A 15,935-nucleotide genomic window follows, 5' to 3' on the forward strand; every position below is an offset into this window, starting at 1 on the left:
ACCGCAACCAGCGACAGGAGCAGTCTTGAAGATCGTCGTGACCGGTGGGGCAGGGTTCATCGGCTCCAACCTCATCGAGACCCTCGCCGGGATTCCCAGGGTAAGTGAGATCGTCGCTGTGGACGACTTGTCGACTGGCTCGCTGGACAACCTCCTCGACCTGCCGGTGCGGCTGCTGACCGGCACCATCCTGGACCCCGACCTTCTCGACGAGGCGGTCCACGGGGCGACAAGCCTGGTGCACCTGGGTGCTCTCGGATCGGTGCCCCGCTCCATTGACAACCCGGTAAGCAGCCATCACGCCAACGCCACCGGCACCCTGATGGTCTTGGAAGCGGCGCGGCGACACAAGGTTGCCCAGATCATTCTGGCCTCCTCGTCGTCGGTCTACGGTGCCAACCCGACCCTGCCCCGTCGGGAGACCCTGCGCCCGATACCGCTCAGCCCGTACGCGGTCTCCAAGCTGGCGACCGAGGCATACGCCAACGCGTACGCCGCCTGCTACGGCATGTCGGTGCTGCCGTTCCGGTTCTTCAATGTCTTCGGTCCCCGGCAGGCGGCCGACCACGCCTACGCCGCGGTCGTTCCCCGATTCGTCAGCGCTGCTCTGGACGGGCGTCCACTGCAGGTGCACGGCGACGGTACGCAAACCCGCGACTTCACGTACGTCGGCAGCGTCATCTCGGTGATCAGCGACGCGATCCTGCGAGGGGTCTCCGCGCCGGATACGGTCAATCTCGCCTTCGGCGCCCGGATCTCGTTACTGGAACTGATCGCCGAGTTGGAGGTCGTGCTGGGCCGGCGGCTGGAGGTCGTGTACGGGCCGTCCCGCGCCGGTGACGTGCGGGACTCCCAGGCCGACTGCGAGCGGCTGCGGGAACTCTTCCCGGCGGTCAACGCGACCTCTCTCGTTGACGGGCTCCGGGAGACGGTCGACTGGTTCCGTCGGGCCCGGGTTCCCACTGCCCAATGGCCCGCCGCCCGTGCACGCTCGGCCTGACCGCGGTCCGCCTCCGAGATGACCAGGATCCTGCTCTTTGGCGCCTCCGGTTTCCTGGGCCGCCATGTGCGGACGGCGCTGGCTGCCGACGCCACCCTGACCTGCCCCACTCGTGCAGAGTGTGACCTGGTTACGGTCGACTTGCGCGACCTCACCGCCCTGGTCCGGGCCAGCCGGCCAACCGCTGTGATCAACTGCAGCGGTCGGATGGCCGGCGACGACCACCAGCTGCTGCGCGCACATACGCTGGTCACCGCGAAGCTCATCGAGGCCGTCGTCGCCGGCGCGCCCGGTGCCCGACTGGTCCGGCTCGGCTCGGCTGGCGAGTACGGCCCGGTGCCCGTCGGGCGGGCGGTCGGAGAGGGCAACCCGACCGAGCCTGTGGGCGGCTACGGGCTCAGTCAGCTGGCGGCCACCCGGCTGACCGAGTTGGCGATCGCGGCCCGCCGGATCGATGCCGTGGTCTTGCGGGTATTCAACCCGATCGGGTCCGGCATGGCCGAGCAGAACGTCTTGGGCCGCACGGTGCGGCTGCTGCGTGACGCAATCAGGCAGGGCTCGCCGGCGATCGCGCTGGGTTCGCTGGATGCCTGGCGGGACTTCGTGGACGTCCGGGACGTGGCATCAGCCGTCCAGGCCGCCGTCGGTGCTCCCCGGGTTCCACCCGTTCTCAACGTCGGCAGCGGCAACGCAGTACGAATCCGCTATGTCGTCCGCCTGCTGGCCGACGCTGCCGGGTTCACCGGTGCGGTCAACGAGACCGCCCCGGCGTCGGACGCCGCCCGCTCGGCGACCGTGTCGTGGATGTGCGCCGACATCTCCGCTGCCCGGGAACTCGGCTGGGCCCCTGGGCATGCGCTCGCCGACACGGTCAAGGCGATTTGGACGGACGGCGGCTGAGCGTGCGACACCTGGCTAGTTGGGGACGCGTTGGAGCCCGTGGTCCGAGGAGGCGGGAGCATCAGGGAGCGGCGCTTGCCTACGCTGCCAGATGAGCCGACTGCGCAGAACGGTCATCGATGCCACGGACAGGCCACCGTAGAGCAGGGCGGAAGACCAGGCAGCCCCGGCTGCTCCCCAGATCGGAGCCGTTACCGAGTACAGCAGCAGCGCGGCTACCGTCCCGCTCGCTCCGACCAGCCCTGCGCATCCCACCCAGCCGCCCCCCAGTAGGCCCCGACTGGCCACCGCGAACGGTGCGAACAGCAGTTCGCCGAGCAGCAGGACCAATAGGAGCGGCTTGGCGTCGGCGAACGCGGAGCCGAAGACGGGTGTTATGAGGAACCAGCCCGCCACCGCCACCGGTAGACCCGTGGCCAGGGAGGCGAGGAATGCGTAGAACGCGGTTCGGTCCACCTCGGCTGTCTCACAGCCCAGGGTGACCTTCCGGTAGGTAATTTGGCCCAAGGCCGCGGGTACTACGCGAGGTGCCTCGCTCAGCGTCGCCGCTGTCGAATAGACACCGACGACATCGGCGCCAGCGGCGCCGCCCAGGATGTATCGATCTGCGCGGAGTGCCAACGCGAGTCCGATGGTGAGACTTAGTGACTGGATGCCCGAGCGAAGCAGCCGGACCGTCTCCCACCGGTTGGGCTTGGCGAACACGAGCAGTCGAGACGAGCGCAGGTGAAGTGCTTGTGCGACCGCCAGCGTCATCATGCCGATTGCCTGACCGGCCAACAGTGCCCAGGCCGTCCGATCGAGCAGCAACGCGGCGAGCACGAGACCCCCAGTGCCTCCGGCCGCGACGGCGGCAGCCCAAGTGCTGCCGGTTCGGAAGCGACCAGCCGCGTACCACGTGTCCGGGAACTGGACCAGGGCTATTTGACCGCTGGTTACGAGCAGCACCGCAAGTAGGAATGAGGGTTCGGCCAGGCCCGGGTCAATGGTTAGCCCGCATACCCGACACGCGACGGCGGCCAATGTGCCACTGAGGACCACCGCAGCCACCGTCAGCCAGGTGTAGGAAGCAAGCAGTCTCTGGCGCGACGACTCGTCCTTCAGCGTCGGCAGTCGTGCCCGGAGAGCGTGAGACGTGCCGAGAGCGGCTACCAACGAGGCGATGCTACCGCTCGTGGCACCGAGCACCATCAGACCTCGGTCGTGAGGCCCGAGCAGCCGGCTGGCCAGAATGCCGCCAATGGCAAGACTGGCAGCTTGCGTCAGGCTCGCCCCCGCCATCGCGGTGAGCGTTCGTCTCATGGTGTGTCCGCCGCCTGGGTTTTTCTGGGTCCGGTTGGATCGCGAGCGAGCGGACACCTGCCTGCAGGACAGGTCGAGATGCAACTAGGGCGTGGTCCGCTCGCCACTGTCTGGACATGTACTCAGGTTGTAACGGACCATGAGCGAAATGGGTGCGGCCCCCGGGGCGACAGTGACCCTGCTCGTCTTGTCAATAATGATCGAGCTATCGGTGCAGGTGAACACAAATCACATTAGTCGGCTTGCCGTGAAGCAGCCCTAAAAGGCTGTCCTTTTCTGATAGAAACACTCAGAGGAAGGTGTCCATTGCGGGCAGGTCAGTACCTGGGACAGGGCCGTGGTCGGCACGTCGGCGGTGAATGCGGTACGCCGCATGAAGCCGGGCGCCCCGCCGATGCGTTTCAGCCCGCGAAGAGTGAAGGGACTGACGCATGGCCCTCGTCACGCCTACCGTCTCGCCGATCGGGAGGCCTGGGCGCCGAAGTCAGGCCGGGGTTGGTCGTGACGACGTTCCGGCGCGGTCAGGCATTCGGCCGGATGCCGTAGTCGGCGTCGCCATGCTGCAACTGATCAGCATTGCTCTCGCGCTCCCCGCGCTGGTGGCTTCGCCCAGGCTCGCGGCGGCCTCGGCCGCGCTTGTTGCGGTTTCGAATGTTGTCCTGCTGGCGCGACTTCGTGGCAACCGGCAGGTAAGTCTCGGCTCGATGTTCCTGTTCATCTATGCCGTGTTCCATGTTGGCCTGACGCCTTACCTCATCCTCGGTGCCATGCCGAGGCTCCTCACCGGAAGTACCGGTGATCCGTTGACGTGGCTGCTGTCGCCGCAGATCGCTGCAGCGCTGGTGTTGGTCACGGTTAGTATGGCGGCGTATCTGCTCGGCTATGCCGCCGTCGCTTGCCGGCGAAGCGCCGGGCGGCACCAACGCGCTGCGGCGGCCGCGAGAGACCGCGTAGCGACCTCGAGCATCGTGTGGATGGGGCCGATCCTAATACTCCTGGGGACCGTGCTACTTCTCAAGGTCGTCTTGTCCGAGGGGTTGAACACTCTCGGTGCAGACAACTACGCGTTGTTTCGTACCGAGCAGCACACACCGGAGTTGGCATGGTCGTTCTTGTCTTTCGGCATAGGTATGGCAGTGCTGGGGACAAACGGCCGTCTTGGCAAATCGCACTGGTGGGCATTGGCCTTTCTGCCCGTCGTCATCGTTCCGCTCGTCATCGGGTGGCGCAGTGGCACGATCTTTCCGCTGGCAGCCTTCCTCCTGGCCTGGAGCCGACGGCAGCACGTGCGGATCCGGCTATGGCACGGCGCAGCCTTTCTCGGCCTGCTCACACTGGGATCGGTGGTACGTCAGGCACGTGAGGGCGGACCGAGTGGGTTCCGTTTGACGGCGGCGTCACTCAACCCGCTGGACGGTCTCGCTGAGATGAGCGCGACGCTGCGTACTGTGGTCGTAGTGCGGGAATGGGACGTCAACGGACACGTGCCTGCGGTGGGCTGGCAGACCTACTGGGCGCCGGTGGAGCGTCTGATCGGCCACGCCCTGGGGCTGGATGTCGTCCCAGCGACGCTCGATGAGCGCAACCTTTCCACTGTCTTCCTGGCCCAGCCGGAGTTGGGTGCCATCGGCGGATCGCCCACAGCTGAGGCATACCGCGCTGCCGGCGTCGTCGGCGTCGTCGTCGTGATGGCCTTGATCGGGGCCGCGGTCGCGTTTCTGGACTCCCGCCAATCCTGGTCGATGTGGGAGTATTCGGTAGGAATGATCGGCTACGTGCTGCTGGTCTGGACCCGCAACAACTTCACGCCGGTCGTGGCACAGGTCTTGCTTTGCCTGAGCATCATCTGCGCGGCCCGTCTGTTGGACAGTGTTCGGTCTAGCCGACTACCCGAACCAGCTGGGCCGGGGATTCAGCGAGCCGGGCGGACTTCCACTCGGCAACCACCCAGCTGACTGCGCCAGCGGTCAAGGTCAGGAGCGGCTGGCGGTCCGCTGCCAGAGCCGTCGCCATTCCTGCACGACATGTTCGACTGTGAAGTGCGACGACCTCAAGGAGCGGCTGAGCGCTTGACGCTGTTCAGCTGGCATTTCCGCCTGACGCAGCGCGATGGCGGCCCAGGCGTCCGCCCCGGCCGTCAATGATGCCGGCACTACTCCCTCGACCAGCGTTGCCACCTCTACCAGCGTGGGCAGGTCGGTTGTCACCACGGGAACACCAGCGGCCAGGGCCTCCAGCACCACACCCGGAAGCCCTTCCCGTATCGACGGCAGAAGCAATACATCGGAGGCAGCCAGCACGGACGCGACCTCGTCGACCTCACCCGCCAGGATTATTCGTGCATCGCCAGCTGCTTCCGGGTGCACACCGGTGATATCAGCGGTGCCACCTGGGCCAGCGATCAGGAGTCGGGCCTGCGGCTGCACCTCGCATGCGGCTCGGTGCACTTCTATGAGGAACTGCCTGTTCTTCTCTGGCGCGGCCCTGCCGATATAGCCGAACACCGGCACATCGAGCGGTAGTCCCCAGTGTCGGCGGGCGCTCTGCTGGTCCCACCCATCTATCCGGCCGATGGCGACGCCGTTCGGAAGCACACGGTACCGCTGATCATCCGGGCGTCCCGCGGCGAAGTCCCTGGACGCTGCGGTCACTCCTAGGACGTCAGTGGCCGCGTGGGAAAGCAACCGTCTGAGCAGCGCCCGTTGGGCGCGACGTCGGCGGGTGTCCGGCCGGCCGTCGCCTTCGCTGGACAGCCGCGCGATCCGTGTCGGTACTCCGCCCGCTCGCGCTGCCAGCAGGACGAGGGCGCTGGTCAAGCTGATGTGGGACACCACGACATCTGGCTGCGACGATCGCAGGTACCGCCACATGCGCAGGGGGAAGGAGTGCTTCGGATTCACCGGCAATTGTGTGACGGCGGCACCGGCAGCCCGGAAGTCATCCGCCAGTGTGCCTTCCCAACCGGCGACAGTGACAAAGGTCTGAAAGATCTCCGACTGCGGAATGGTGCGACATATGTCCAGCGAGGACGTCTCGATTCCGCCCCGATCGAGGCATCCCATCACATGGACCACCCGGACGGGGCCGCCAGCCCGAGAAGGTACCCCCAGTGTGCCGTCTGCGCGCCTGGAGCCGGGGGGCACCGGTGGGTCGCCCGGTCGTGTGTCGCGCAGCTGACCAGGAGCGGAGCGGGCTTGACCGTCGGACAGACGGCGTGGTTTGGCTGGTCCTAGGGATGCCATCGCTCGGCGCTCCTCACAGGTCGCGGGACGGAGATCAGGGTGGCGGGTGGTCAGCGAGAGGGTGTCGTGATCGGCCGTTTGGTCGCGTCGCGCACGGCCTGGTAGAAGGCTTCGCGCCGGGGATTCAGGGACTCCCGGGAGTACCGTCGGGCGTGCGCGAGGTTGCGGGCGGAGGCTGCGCTCATCCGGTCCGGGTCTTGGAGCATCTCGCCGATTACCCGGGCGAGTTCCCGTGGGTCGTCGGGGCGGACCATGTCCACCGCCGGCAGCAGTTCGGGAATCCCACCCACCCGCGTGCCGACGGCGGGCAGGGCGCGGGCCATCGCCTCGATCAAAGCCCGCGGAAGTCCCTCGGTCCGGGACGGCATGACGAAGAGGTCGGCGGCGTCAAGGTGCTGGCGTAGCTCCTCTCCGGGAGAGCACCAGCCCACGAACGCGACCTTGTCCGCCACGCCGAGGCGAGCGGCGAGCTGCTCAAGGCGCGGCTGGAACCGGCCTGTCCCGATATGCGACATCCGGGCTGGTACGCCAACGTGGTTTAACCGCGCCACTGCGGTGATCAGGGTGTCGAACCCCTTGTACATCTGGTCCATCGTGCCCACGGTGATGATGTGGTGCGCCTCGCCTTTCGCGCTAGGCCCGCGACTCGCCATCGCGAAGGCCGACGCCGAGAGGTCGATGCTCGACGCTGCCACGGTGGGCACGTCGGTGCGGGTTGGATATCTCGATTGCAGGTGGCGCTCGGTGACGTACGAGGCGGCGACCGCCCTGCGGCACTCGTGGCGCAGCCTGGCCACGAATCGGCGTCGCAGCAGGGGACGTAGCGGGTGCCTGATGACGCCGGGCGCGAACACGTCGTACGGGTCCGCCACCACCTCCACGCCGTACGGCAGTTGTGCGCGATCGCGGTGAGCCGCCAGGAGCGTACCGATGGCCGATGGCACCCGCAGGATCACCGCGTCGTGATTCGTCGCGGCTCCGCGCACGGCTGCCTGGATCGCCGGTCGAACCGAGATGTACTGCCGCGGCCCGACGTAGTACGGCACGGGCCACACGTCAATGTCGTCACCGTCGACTCGCCGGGCGCCGTCCGGTGCCGCCGTCACCTCGCGGACCCGAGCCATCACCCGAACCCGGTGGAACGTCGTCAGATACCGGACCCAGAAACCGTGGTCCGGCCCATCGGTGGTCCACACCGCGCCATCGGGAGTACGGGAGAATCGGGCCTCGGAGGTGACGACCACTCTCACCGGCGCCGCCCACGGACGGCGACAGCCTCGATGGTGTCGGCGACCGTCAGCGCCGACCTGCGGTTGTCGAACAACTCGACCATCCGGCGTCGCGCCGCACGTCCCCGCTCGGTCAACGTGCCGTCCTCGAACGCCGTGTGGGCCTGTGACAAAGCGTCGGTCAGCGCCGGTATGTCGTCCATCGGCACCACCCACCCGCACTGCTCGTCGACAGTTTCCGGTAGGCCGCCGGCCTGGCTGACGATGCTCGGTACCGCCATCGCTCCGGCCTCGACGGCCGCCCCATGGCTCTCGCCCAGCGACGGGCTGACGCTGACGTCTGCGGCGACGTACCAGGGTCGAACATCGTCCACCGTCTCCAACCACGTGATACCCGGGTCGGCGTTGATCCCGAAGCGGTCGATCAGTTCGAGCCGATGGCGTGCGCCCTCCTCTGCCCAGCCGCCGCCGACGACGAGAAGGTGCGAGTTCGGGTGGCGCTCGCGGAACCGACGCCAGGCCGGGAAGAGCACGTCGTGTCCCTTGATGCCGCGGCCCCGGTTGACGAGTCGGATCGGTGGATACACGTAGGCGACCATGATGGCGAGGAACGTGTCGGCGGCGATCCCCAACTCCGCGCGCGCCTTCGCCCGCGCCTCGACGGGGACCTGCGGGTCGTAGTCGAGCCCAGCGGTCGGGGTGGGTGTGGGGGACAGCCAGTCCGGGCGATGCCGGTCCGTATTGACTCCGTAGGTCGCGACCGCTCTGCGCTCGGGAGGGCACCCCAGTTCCCCGTACCGGTCGGCGGCGTGTTGGCAGCCGCAGATGATGACGTCGTCCAGCCGCCACAGCAGGCGCTCGAACAGACGGATGAGCGGGGACTCCAGATAGAGCGGGCCGGCGACCATGTGCACGCGACCGACCGGCAGGCCAAGCGTCGCGATCCGGCCGGCGAACGCGGATGCGAGCAGGTGATAGTGGAGAACGTCCGGACGTAGCCGGCGGATCAGTGCCCGTAGCCCCAGCAGTTTTCGCAGGCTGGGGGCGCCGACGCGGAAGTCGAACGGCGACTCGGCCACCTCGAAGCCTCGTTGCCGCAGCTCGACGGTGAGCCGGCCCGGCCCGGGCGGCAGAATGACGACTACCTGGTGGCGCCGTCTGCGAAGTTCTTCGATCTGCGGCAGGATCCACATCCCGCCCTCGTTGGTCTTGACGAGGACAGCCACCCGCAGGGGCCGGACGTTCCCCTCTGATCCATCTGCCGGCAGGTAGGGGCGGAGGATCTCCGGACGTGCGGAGCGGGAGTTCATCGGGCTGGTACCCCCTTGACGACGGCGTGCGACGGGACGTCCCGGACAACGCAGGCCGCCGCGCCGACGGTGGCGGCGGTGGCGACGTGACGCTGCTGGAGGACGACGGCGCCGGCGCCGACCAGCGCGCCGCTGTCGACCCGGCAGCCGCCGGAGACGGCGGCCAGTGGATTGATCGATACGAAATCACCGAGAACACAGTCGTGTCCGACTGTCGCGTTCTGGTTGAGGTGGACGTGCCGGCCCAGAACGACGTTGGTGGTGACCCGGGCACCGGCGAAGACCAACAGCCCTTCGCCGTGGACGAGGTCTGGTCCCACCGTCGCGTCCGGATGCACCAGCACCGCTGCGGGCCGTGGATATGCCGCCATCCTGTCGACCACTGTCTGCCTTCCGCGCGGGTCGCCGATGCCAAGGGCCACGTGGGTCTCTGCCGGCAGCGTCGCGAGAACGTGAATCCGGCCCAGGTAGTCGGCGCCGAGTGCGCGTAGGCGTTTCAGGTTGACCTCACTCGGCGCATCGTCGACGAAGCCGGCTATCCGCCAGGCGGATCCGTGGTCGGAGGCCTTGTTGACGGCATGGACGATCGTGAGAACTTCTCGGCCGTGTCCACCGCAGCCCACGATCACGAGGTCCGTGGCCATGACCGGTTCCTCTCATAAGGAAGATCCACAATTACGTCTCCGGTGCTGTCGGCAGGTGGGCGGATCCGTCTTGTGGGGCAGGTTTCTGCCCGCCGGCTCGCTACGGCGAGACGGGCACACCCTCGTCAACCTCAACTAACACCGGGACGTTACGGGAGAAATGAACTCTTTCGGCCGCTCACGGTAGGTCCAGCCAGGTCTGACGGCAGGGGCGTCGCAGGCTCTGGGCGTCGCAGGTGGCAGATGATCGCCGCGCCGAACACCGCTTGATGTGGCGTTCCTCCTCGACCACGACTGGGCGGGCATCCGGCACTGACCCCACGGCGGGCGGTCGGTGGTCCGGTGGGACCAACCACCGGACCACCGGCGTCGTGCTCAGCGGCGGCGGGCCGCCACGTCCTCCACGATGTCCGCCACCTCGGCCGCCGCCCGCAGGTCGTCGAAGGACGCCTGCACGTGTCGGCGGGCCAACCGGCCGCGCAGGGCGAGCGTGCCGGCGACCCAGCCCTGGTACGCCGCGTCGAGCGCGCCCAGCAGGGCCGTCGGATCGGCCGGTGGCACCACCCAGCCGGAGCGTTCGGTGACCGCCTCGGGAAGACCGCCGGCCGCACTGACGATGCTCGGCACGCCCATCGACCCGGCCTCCACCGCCGATCCCGGCCCGTCGCACAGCGACGGGGAGACGCTGACGTCCGCGGCGGCGTAGCAGGGCCGCACGTCCGGGACCGATTCCACCCAGGTCATCCCAGGATCGCCGGTAACGTCAAACTGATCGCTGAGCTGCCGCCGGTAGTCTTCCCCGGCACCCGTCCAGCCGCCCCCGACCAGCAACAGATGCGCTTCCGGGTGCCGGCGGCGGAACGTCCGCCACGCGGCCAGCAGCACCTCATGCCCCTTCACGCCCCGACCCGAGCGGACCAGGCGCATGGGCGGGTAGACGTGGGAGACCATCACCGCGAGGAACGCGGCCTGGTCGATCCCCAGCTCGGCCCGGAGCTTCGCCCGTTGGTCCGGACCGGTCGCGTCCGGGCTGAACGCGTCGGTGTCCACCCCGTACACGGCGACCGGGCGTCGCTGCGGCGGGCAGCCCAGCTCCCCGTACCGGACGGAGGCATACCGGCAGCTGCAGATCACCACATCGTCCAGCCGCCACATCATCCGCTCCACCGACCGGACCAGTCGGGACTCCAGGTACGCCGGGCCGGCCACCATGTGCACCCGATGCACCGGTAGACCCAGCGTGGCCAGCCGCACCGCGTAGGCCGAGGCGATGAGGTGGTACTGCACCACGTCGGGGCGCAGCCGGCGCAGCAGCGCGCGTAGCCGCAGCAGCCCGATGGGAACGTACCGGTCCATCGTGAAGTCGTACGGTGAGGCGAGCACCTCGATGCCCCGGCGTTCCAGTTCGTCGCTGAGCCGACCGGACCCGGGCGGCAGCACCACGGCCACCTCATGCCCCCGGTGCCGCAGCTCTTCCACCTGGGGGAGCAGCCACATTCCGCCCGCGTTGGTCTTGACCAGCACCGCGATACGTAACCGTCGCGGACTGGGCGGATGAACCGCTCCGACGGCGCTCACCGGGCTGGGAGTCCCTTGACCGCCCGACAGTGCCCAACACGGTGGTCGAGGCCGGTGACCGGGCTCACCGAGGGCCCTCCGCGGAGCTGTGGCCGGTGCCTGCGGCGGCCAGCCCACGCGGGCCGAGATACTCGCGTGCGGTGGCAGCCCCGGGGGCGGTGATGCCATCACGGCGCAGCACGATGCGTACCGTGCGGAGCAGGATGCGCAGGTCCAGCCCGAACGAACGCTGCCGCACGTAGCACACGTCGAGGGCGAACCGGTCGTCCCAGCTCAGCGCGTTGCGCCCGTATGCCTGCTGGAGACCGGTGATGCCGGGACGCACCTCGTGGCGGCGGAATTGCTCCGGGGTGTACCGGTTCAGGTACGCCGGCAGCAGCGGGCGCGGCCCGACCAGGCTCATCTCGCCGCGCAGCACGTTCCACAGTTGAGGCAGCTCGTCCAGGCTGGTCGTCCGCAGCCACCGGCCGAACGGGGTGAGCCGGGCGCCGTCGTTGGTCGGTGCGCCGTCCTCGCCGTCGATGCTCATCGAGCGGAACTTGACCAGCTCGAACAGCCGCCCGTGCCGCCCCGGCCGGGCCTGGCGGAACAGCACCGGACGACCCATCGTGATCAGGACGGCCAATGCCACAGCGGCGAGCACCGGGGCGGTCAGCAGCAGACCGACGGCGGCCACGAGCACGTCCAGCAACCGCTTGACGGCGTCATAGGGCCGGCTCATTGGCGTCCCTCAAGGAACTCGGCGATCGCGGCGAACACGCGCTCGACCTGGTCGTCGGTGAGCGCGGAGCCGCTGGGCAGCGAGAGGCTGGTGGCGAAGAGGTGGTCGGCGGCGCCCGTGAGGGCGGCCTGCCGGTCCTCGTACACCGGTTGGCGGTGCATCGGCTTCCACATTGGCCGGCTCTCCACACCACGGCCGGCCAGGTGCGCGGCGAGTTCGCCGGGGTCCCAGCCGGTCCGCTCCGGCTCGACCACCACGGAGGTCAGCCAACAGTTCGAGCCGGGGTCGTCGGCGCCGAGGATCTGCGTGCCCGGCACGGTGGCGAAAAGTCGCGCGTACCGGTCCCGCAGCGCCCGCCGTCGGGCGACCATCGTGTCCAGCCTGCTGAGCTGCGCTCGGCCGAGAGCGGCCAGCAGCGTGCTGAGGCGGTAGTTGTAGCCGATGTCGCGGTGCTCGTAGTGCGACACCGGCTCGCGGGCCTGGGTGGCCAGGTGACGGGCGCGGGCGACGAGCGCGGCGTCGTCGGAGATCAGCATTCCTCCGGCCGAGGTGGTCATCACCTTGTTGTGGCTGAACGAGTAGATCCCGACCCGGCCGAGGGTGCCGGCGCAGCGCCCACGGTATGTGGAGCCCAACGCCTGCGCGGCGTCCTCCACCACGGGAACGCCGATGGCCGCGCAGAGCGGCAGCAGCCGGTCGTAGTCGGCGCACCGGCCGTTGATGTCGACGGCCAGCACGGCGGCGACCCGTCGGCCGGTATCGGTGAGTTGGCCGAGCAGGTCGGAGAGCAGGTCGACATCGAGGTTGCCGGTGGAGGCGTCGCAGTCCACGAAGACCGGTTCGGCGCCGGTGTAGGTGACCGCGTTGGCGGTGGCCGCGAACGTGAGCGTGGGCACCACCACCACGCTGTCCGGCCCGGCACCCACCGCGAGCAACGCCATGTGCAGCGCGGCGGTGCCGGAAGAGAGCCCCAGCGCGTACCCGACTTTGACCCGTGCGGCCATCTCTCGTTCGAACGCGCCCAGTTCCGGCCCGTCGGGGTCGAAGCGGCCGCCGCGGATGGCACGCAGGAGGTAAGACTCCTCCAGCTCGCCGATGTCCGGCGACGACAGGTAGACCGGGTCGGTCACGGTCGGGCCGCCGCTGCGCGGTGCCACGGACGGACGGTTGTGGATCAGATCCACGGACGGCGCCTCCGATCGGACGTGATAAAGGACCAAAATGGTTGTAGCAGGGCTTATGGGCGTTGATGGCCGTTTCCACCGACCCTGCACCAAATAGAGCCGACCGGCCCTGGCACACGAACCGACGGCCGAGCCCGGCCGGCTAGAGTGCTGCCGGCCGCGCCCGCGTGCCGCGTACAACAGGGAGAACGAGTGCTGCACCTCAGGGTGATTGCCCCGACGGGCCGGTCCGCGGAGGTCGTCGACCTGCTGTCCGCGGAGGCGGGGGTCACGCACCTTGCCGTGCTGCCCGGCGTTGCCCTGCAGCCGCAGGGCGACCTGATCCTCTGCGATGTGGTCCGGGAGAGCGCCGACGCTGTTCTGCGGGGCCTGCAGCAGCTCGGTGTGGAAACGAGTGGCGGTATCGCCGCCGAGGACGTCGAGCTGACCATCTCCGCGTCGGCGGACCGGGCTGCGGAGAATGCGCCCGGCAGCGGCGCCGACGCGGTGGTCTGGGACGAGATCGCCGCGAAGACCGGCGAACAGACCGAACTGTCCGGCACCTACCTGGTGTTGATCGTGGTGGCCACGATGATCGCCGGAATCGGTGTGCTGCTGGACCAGCCGATCCTCATCGTCGGGGCGATGGTGGTCGGTCCGGAGTTCGGCCCGCTCGCCGCGCTCTGCGTGGCGCTGCTGCGCCGCCGGCTCGACGTGATCGGCAGGTCCGTGCAGGCCCTCGCCGGAGGCTTCCTGGCGGCCATGGTGGCGACCGTGCTGAGCACCTGGGCGCTGACCGCCGCCGGCCTGGTGACCGAGGAGATGCTGCTCGCCGAGCGCCCGCTCACCGACTTCATCTGGCGGCCGGACGCGCTGTCCTGGGTGGTCGGTCTACTCGCCGGCGTGGCCGGCATGCTGTCGTTGACGTCGAAGAAGTCCGGCAGCCTGGTCGGGGTGCTGATCTCGGTGACCACCGTGCCGGCCGCGGCGAACGTGGCGGTAGCGGCCGCCTACGGAGAGTGGGACGAGGCGGGCGGCTCGGCGCTCCAACTGGTGATCAACCTGTGCGCGATCGTCCTGGCCGGGCTGCTCACCCTCGTGGTGCAGCAGGCCTCGTGGTGGAACCTGGCTCGCCGGTCCCGTCGTTCAGCAGCCGGTTGAGCAGCGTCCGCAGCGGGATCGACTCACCGTCGCGACCCCCCGCTCCGACGACCAACGGCGCCGGGCTGGGCTGCGGGTCGACGCCGAACAGCAGGTCCCGCAGACCGCCCGGCACGGTCAGCAGGTGGAACCGGCCAGCCACGTCCACCGCCCGGGTTTCGGCCCGGTCGACGTACCAGCCGGTCAGCCCGGTCCGGTAGCGCCCACGCCCGTCGTATCCCCGGGCGACCAGCCGGGTGGTGGGCAGCCCTCGCCGGGTCGCCTCGGCCACGAACCAGGCCACCAGCTCCGCCGCCTCCGCGTGCTCGGCGGCCCGCCGCCGCGCGTCTGCGTCGGCGTGCGCCCGCACCGCCTGCCGCTGCTGATCCCGCCACTCCCGGGCGTCTCGCTCACCCACGACGCCGACGGTACGCGAGCCAACTCAGTCGAGCACGGCCCGCAGCGTGTGCCGGGCGATGTCGGCCATCACCGGGTTGGTCTCGACGTAGTACGGCAGCGCGTTGATCGCCTGCTCCAGGGCCCAGCCGCGTCCCCGCTGCCAGGTCGCGTCGTCCACACCCAACGCCCGCCGGTACGTCTCCCGGGAACCCGCGTCGAGCAGGTTCCACGCCGGCATCAGGTCCACCGAGGGGTCGCCCACGCCGACCGCGCCCAGATCGATGACCGCGGCCAGCCGGCCGTCGCGGACCAGCAGGTTGCCCGGCATCAGATCGCCGTGAATCCACACGTCGGCGAGGTCGTCGCGGTGCGCGTCCCGGCACCGCTCCCACACCTCGCTGAGCGCGGTGGTGTCGGTGAGCGCGCCGCTGACAGCGAGCGCGGCACGCACGCCGGCGTCCTCGGCGGCCAGCCGCCCGCCGCGCCCGTTCCCGGACCAGATCCGCCCGCCGGTGTCGATGCCGCGCAGAGCCGTCACCACGTCGGCCAGGTCGCGCGCGAAGACGTCGAGGTCGGCGATCCGGTCGGGCTGGGCCGTCTCGCCCGGAATGAACTGGTACGCCGTCCACGGCCCGGGGTACCCGTCGCCCGGCTCGCCGAGACCGAGCGGTTCGGGCACCGCGACCGGCAGGTGCCCGCCGAGCAGCACGGCGTGCTCCTGCTCGCGCCGCAGCTCGGCGCGCAGCTCGGGATCGGTCGAGGGGAGCAGCGGAAACCGCAGCACGATGTCCGGGCCGAGCCGGAACAGGGCGTTCACCGTGCCGGTCGAGGGGAGCGGCCGGACCGGCAGGCCCCGCCACCGCGGAAACTGCTCGGCCACCAGCGCGGAAACCACGTCCACGCTCACGTCCACCTGATCGGCGTGCATCCTCACCGCGAGATCATCACCCCGACCCTCGCGGCCACGCGAGCGGATTTTTTCCACCGCCCGCAGAGGCCGAGGTGCCGGGATGACCGCCCGTTCGGCGGCATCCCGGTCACCTGCTCGCGCCAGGTCAGGCCAGTCCGGCGCGGCGCAGTGCCTCCGCCATCGCGTCATTGGCCGGCGCCGGTGCGCCCTGCCGCTGCCCGCCACGACCGCCCTGCTGCCCGCCGCCGCGACCGGCCTGCCCGCCACGACCGCCCTGTCCGCCGCCGCGACCGCCCTGCCCGCCACGACCGTCCTGCTGCCCGGTGACCATTGATGACCGTCCCAGGGTGGCACACCGTGACGACAATCGACGCCCCCGACCCTTCCACTGTGGAGA

At 69.4% G+C, this 15,935-nt stretch carries 15 protein-coding genes; 5 read left to right on the forward strand and 10 right to left on the reverse strand.

Translation table 11 applies throughout. The annotated features are described in order from the left end of the window. Window positions 1-25: 25 nt before the first annotated feature. Together GUI43_RS23265 and GUI43_RS23270 are read left to right on the forward strand one after the other, a co-directional pair. Window positions 26-1,000, forward strand: a complete 975-nt coding sequence (locus GUI43_RS23265) for an NAD-dependent epimerase/dehydratase family protein (RefSeq protein ID WP_112584691.1) — start codon at window positions 26-28, stop codon at window positions 998-1,000. An 18-nt stretch (window positions 1,001-1,018) separates the two neighbouring features. After that, entirely contained in the window at window positions 1,019-1,900 is an 882-nt protein-coding gene (locus tag GUI43_RS23270; RefSeq protein ID WP_112584690.1) for an NAD-dependent epimerase/dehydratase family protein, read from the forward strand. Between the two features lie 15 nt (window positions 1,901-1,915). Here GUI43_RS23270 and GUI43_RS23275 read toward each other — a convergent pair whose 3' ends face one another. Then, window positions 1,916-3,202, reverse strand: coding sequence for a lipopolysaccharide biosynthesis protein (locus GUI43_RS23275; RefSeq protein WP_112699785.1), 1,287 nt, complete (start codon window positions 3,200-3,202; stop codon window positions 1,916-1,918). Window positions 3,203-3,759: 557 nt separating this feature from the next. On the opposite strand from GUI43_RS23275, the gene wzy reads away from it, so the two are divergent. After that, entirely contained in the window at window positions 3,760-5,157 is a 1,398-nt protein-coding gene (gene wzy / locus GUI43_RS23280) for an O-antigen polysaccharide polymerase Wzy (protein WP_170158780.1), read from the forward strand. Between the two features lie 18 nt (window positions 5,158-5,175). Here the strand turns inward: wzy and GUI43_RS23285 are convergent, their stop codons facing one another. The 7 genes from GUI43_RS23285 to GUI43_RS23315 form a co-directional block, all read right to left on the reverse strand. After that, the gene (locus GUI43_RS23285) at window positions 5,176-6,264 is read right to left on the reverse strand and encodes a glycosyltransferase family 4 protein (protein ID WP_181549310.1); all 1,089 of its coding nucleotides are present in this window, start codon (window positions 6,262-6,264) and stop codon (window positions 5,176-5,178) included. Between the two features lie 230 nt (window positions 6,265-6,494). Beyond that, window positions 6,495-7,694: a glycosyltransferase family 4 protein gene (locus tag GUI43_RS23290; RefSeq protein ID WP_112584686.1), complete on the reverse strand. Its 1,200-nt coding sequence runs from the start codon at window positions 7,692-7,694 to the stop codon at window positions 6,495-6,497. After that, window positions 7,691-8,983 carry a glycosyltransferase gene (locus GUI43_RS23295; RefSeq protein ID WP_112699787.1) on the reverse strand — a complete coding sequence of 431 codons (1,293 nt, stop codon included), beginning with the start codon at window positions 8,981-8,983 and terminating at the stop codon, window positions 7,691-7,693. The genes GUI43_RS23290 and GUI43_RS23295 overlap by 4 nt, the downstream gene beginning before the upstream one ends. After that, on the reverse strand, window positions 8,980-9,627 hold the full coding sequence (locus GUI43_RS23300) for a NeuD/PglB/VioB family sugar acetyltransferase (RefSeq protein ID WP_112584684.1): 648 nt from the start codon (window positions 9,625-9,627) through the stop codon (window positions 8,980-8,982). Before GUI43_RS23300 ends, GUI43_RS23295 begins: the two co-directional genes overlap by 4 nt. Window positions 9,628-10,002: 375 nt before the next feature. Next, complete coding sequence (locus tag GUI43_RS23305) at window positions 10,003-11,151, reverse strand: glycosyltransferase family 4 protein (protein WP_249037831.1); 1,149 nt, start codon at window positions 11,149-11,151, stop codon at window positions 10,003-10,005. 118 nt (window positions 11,152-11,269) lie between these two features. Beyond that, on the reverse strand, window positions 11,270-11,926 hold the full coding sequence (locus GUI43_RS23310) for a sugar transferase (protein ID WP_112584683.1): 657 nt from the start codon (window positions 11,924-11,926) through the stop codon (window positions 11,270-11,272). Then, window positions 11,923-13,083, reverse strand: coding sequence for a DegT/DnrJ/EryC1/StrS family aminotransferase (locus GUI43_RS23315; protein WP_225855136.1), 1,161 nt, complete (start codon window positions 13,081-13,083; stop codon window positions 11,923-11,925). The genes GUI43_RS23310 and GUI43_RS23315 overlap by 4 nt, the downstream gene beginning before the upstream one ends. 219 nt (window positions 13,084-13,302) lie before the next feature. Here GUI43_RS23315 and GUI43_RS23320 point away from each other — a divergent pair, with 219 nt between their 5' ends. Further along, window positions 13,303-14,250: a DUF389 domain-containing protein gene (locus GUI43_RS23320; protein ID WP_112584681.1), complete on the forward strand. Its 948-nt coding sequence runs from the start codon at window positions 13,303-13,305 to the stop codon at window positions 14,248-14,250. Here GUI43_RS23320 and GUI43_RS23325 read toward each other — a convergent pair. Together GUI43_RS23325 and GUI43_RS23330 are read right to left on the reverse strand one after the other, a co-directional pair. Beyond that, complete coding sequence (locus GUI43_RS23325) at window positions 14,180-14,647, reverse strand: hypothetical protein (protein WP_112699788.1); 468 nt, start codon at window positions 14,645-14,647, stop codon at window positions 14,180-14,182. The two genes, GUI43_RS23320 and GUI43_RS23325, sit on opposite strands and share 71 nt — an antisense overlap. Before the next feature lie 24 nt (window positions 14,648-14,671). After that, window positions 14,672-15,556, reverse strand: coding sequence for an aminoglycoside phosphotransferase family protein (locus GUI43_RS23330; protein ID WP_112699789.1), 885 nt, complete (start codon window positions 15,554-15,556; stop codon window positions 14,672-14,674). An 82-nt stretch (window positions 15,557-15,638) separates the two neighbouring features. On the opposite strand from GUI43_RS23330, the gene GUI43_RS33960 reads away from it, so the two are divergent. Continuing rightward, on the forward strand, window positions 15,639-15,872 hold the full coding sequence (locus tag GUI43_RS33960; protein ID WP_170158779.1) for a hypothetical protein: 234 nt from the start codon (window positions 15,639-15,641) through the stop codon (window positions 15,870-15,872). The last annotated feature ends 63 nt before the right edge of the window (window positions 15,873-15,935 follow it).

The organism is Micromonospora noduli, assembly GCF_003264365.1.
Lineage (GTDB): Bacteria > Actinomycetota > Actinomycetes > Mycobacteriales > Micromonosporaceae > Micromonospora > Micromonospora noduli.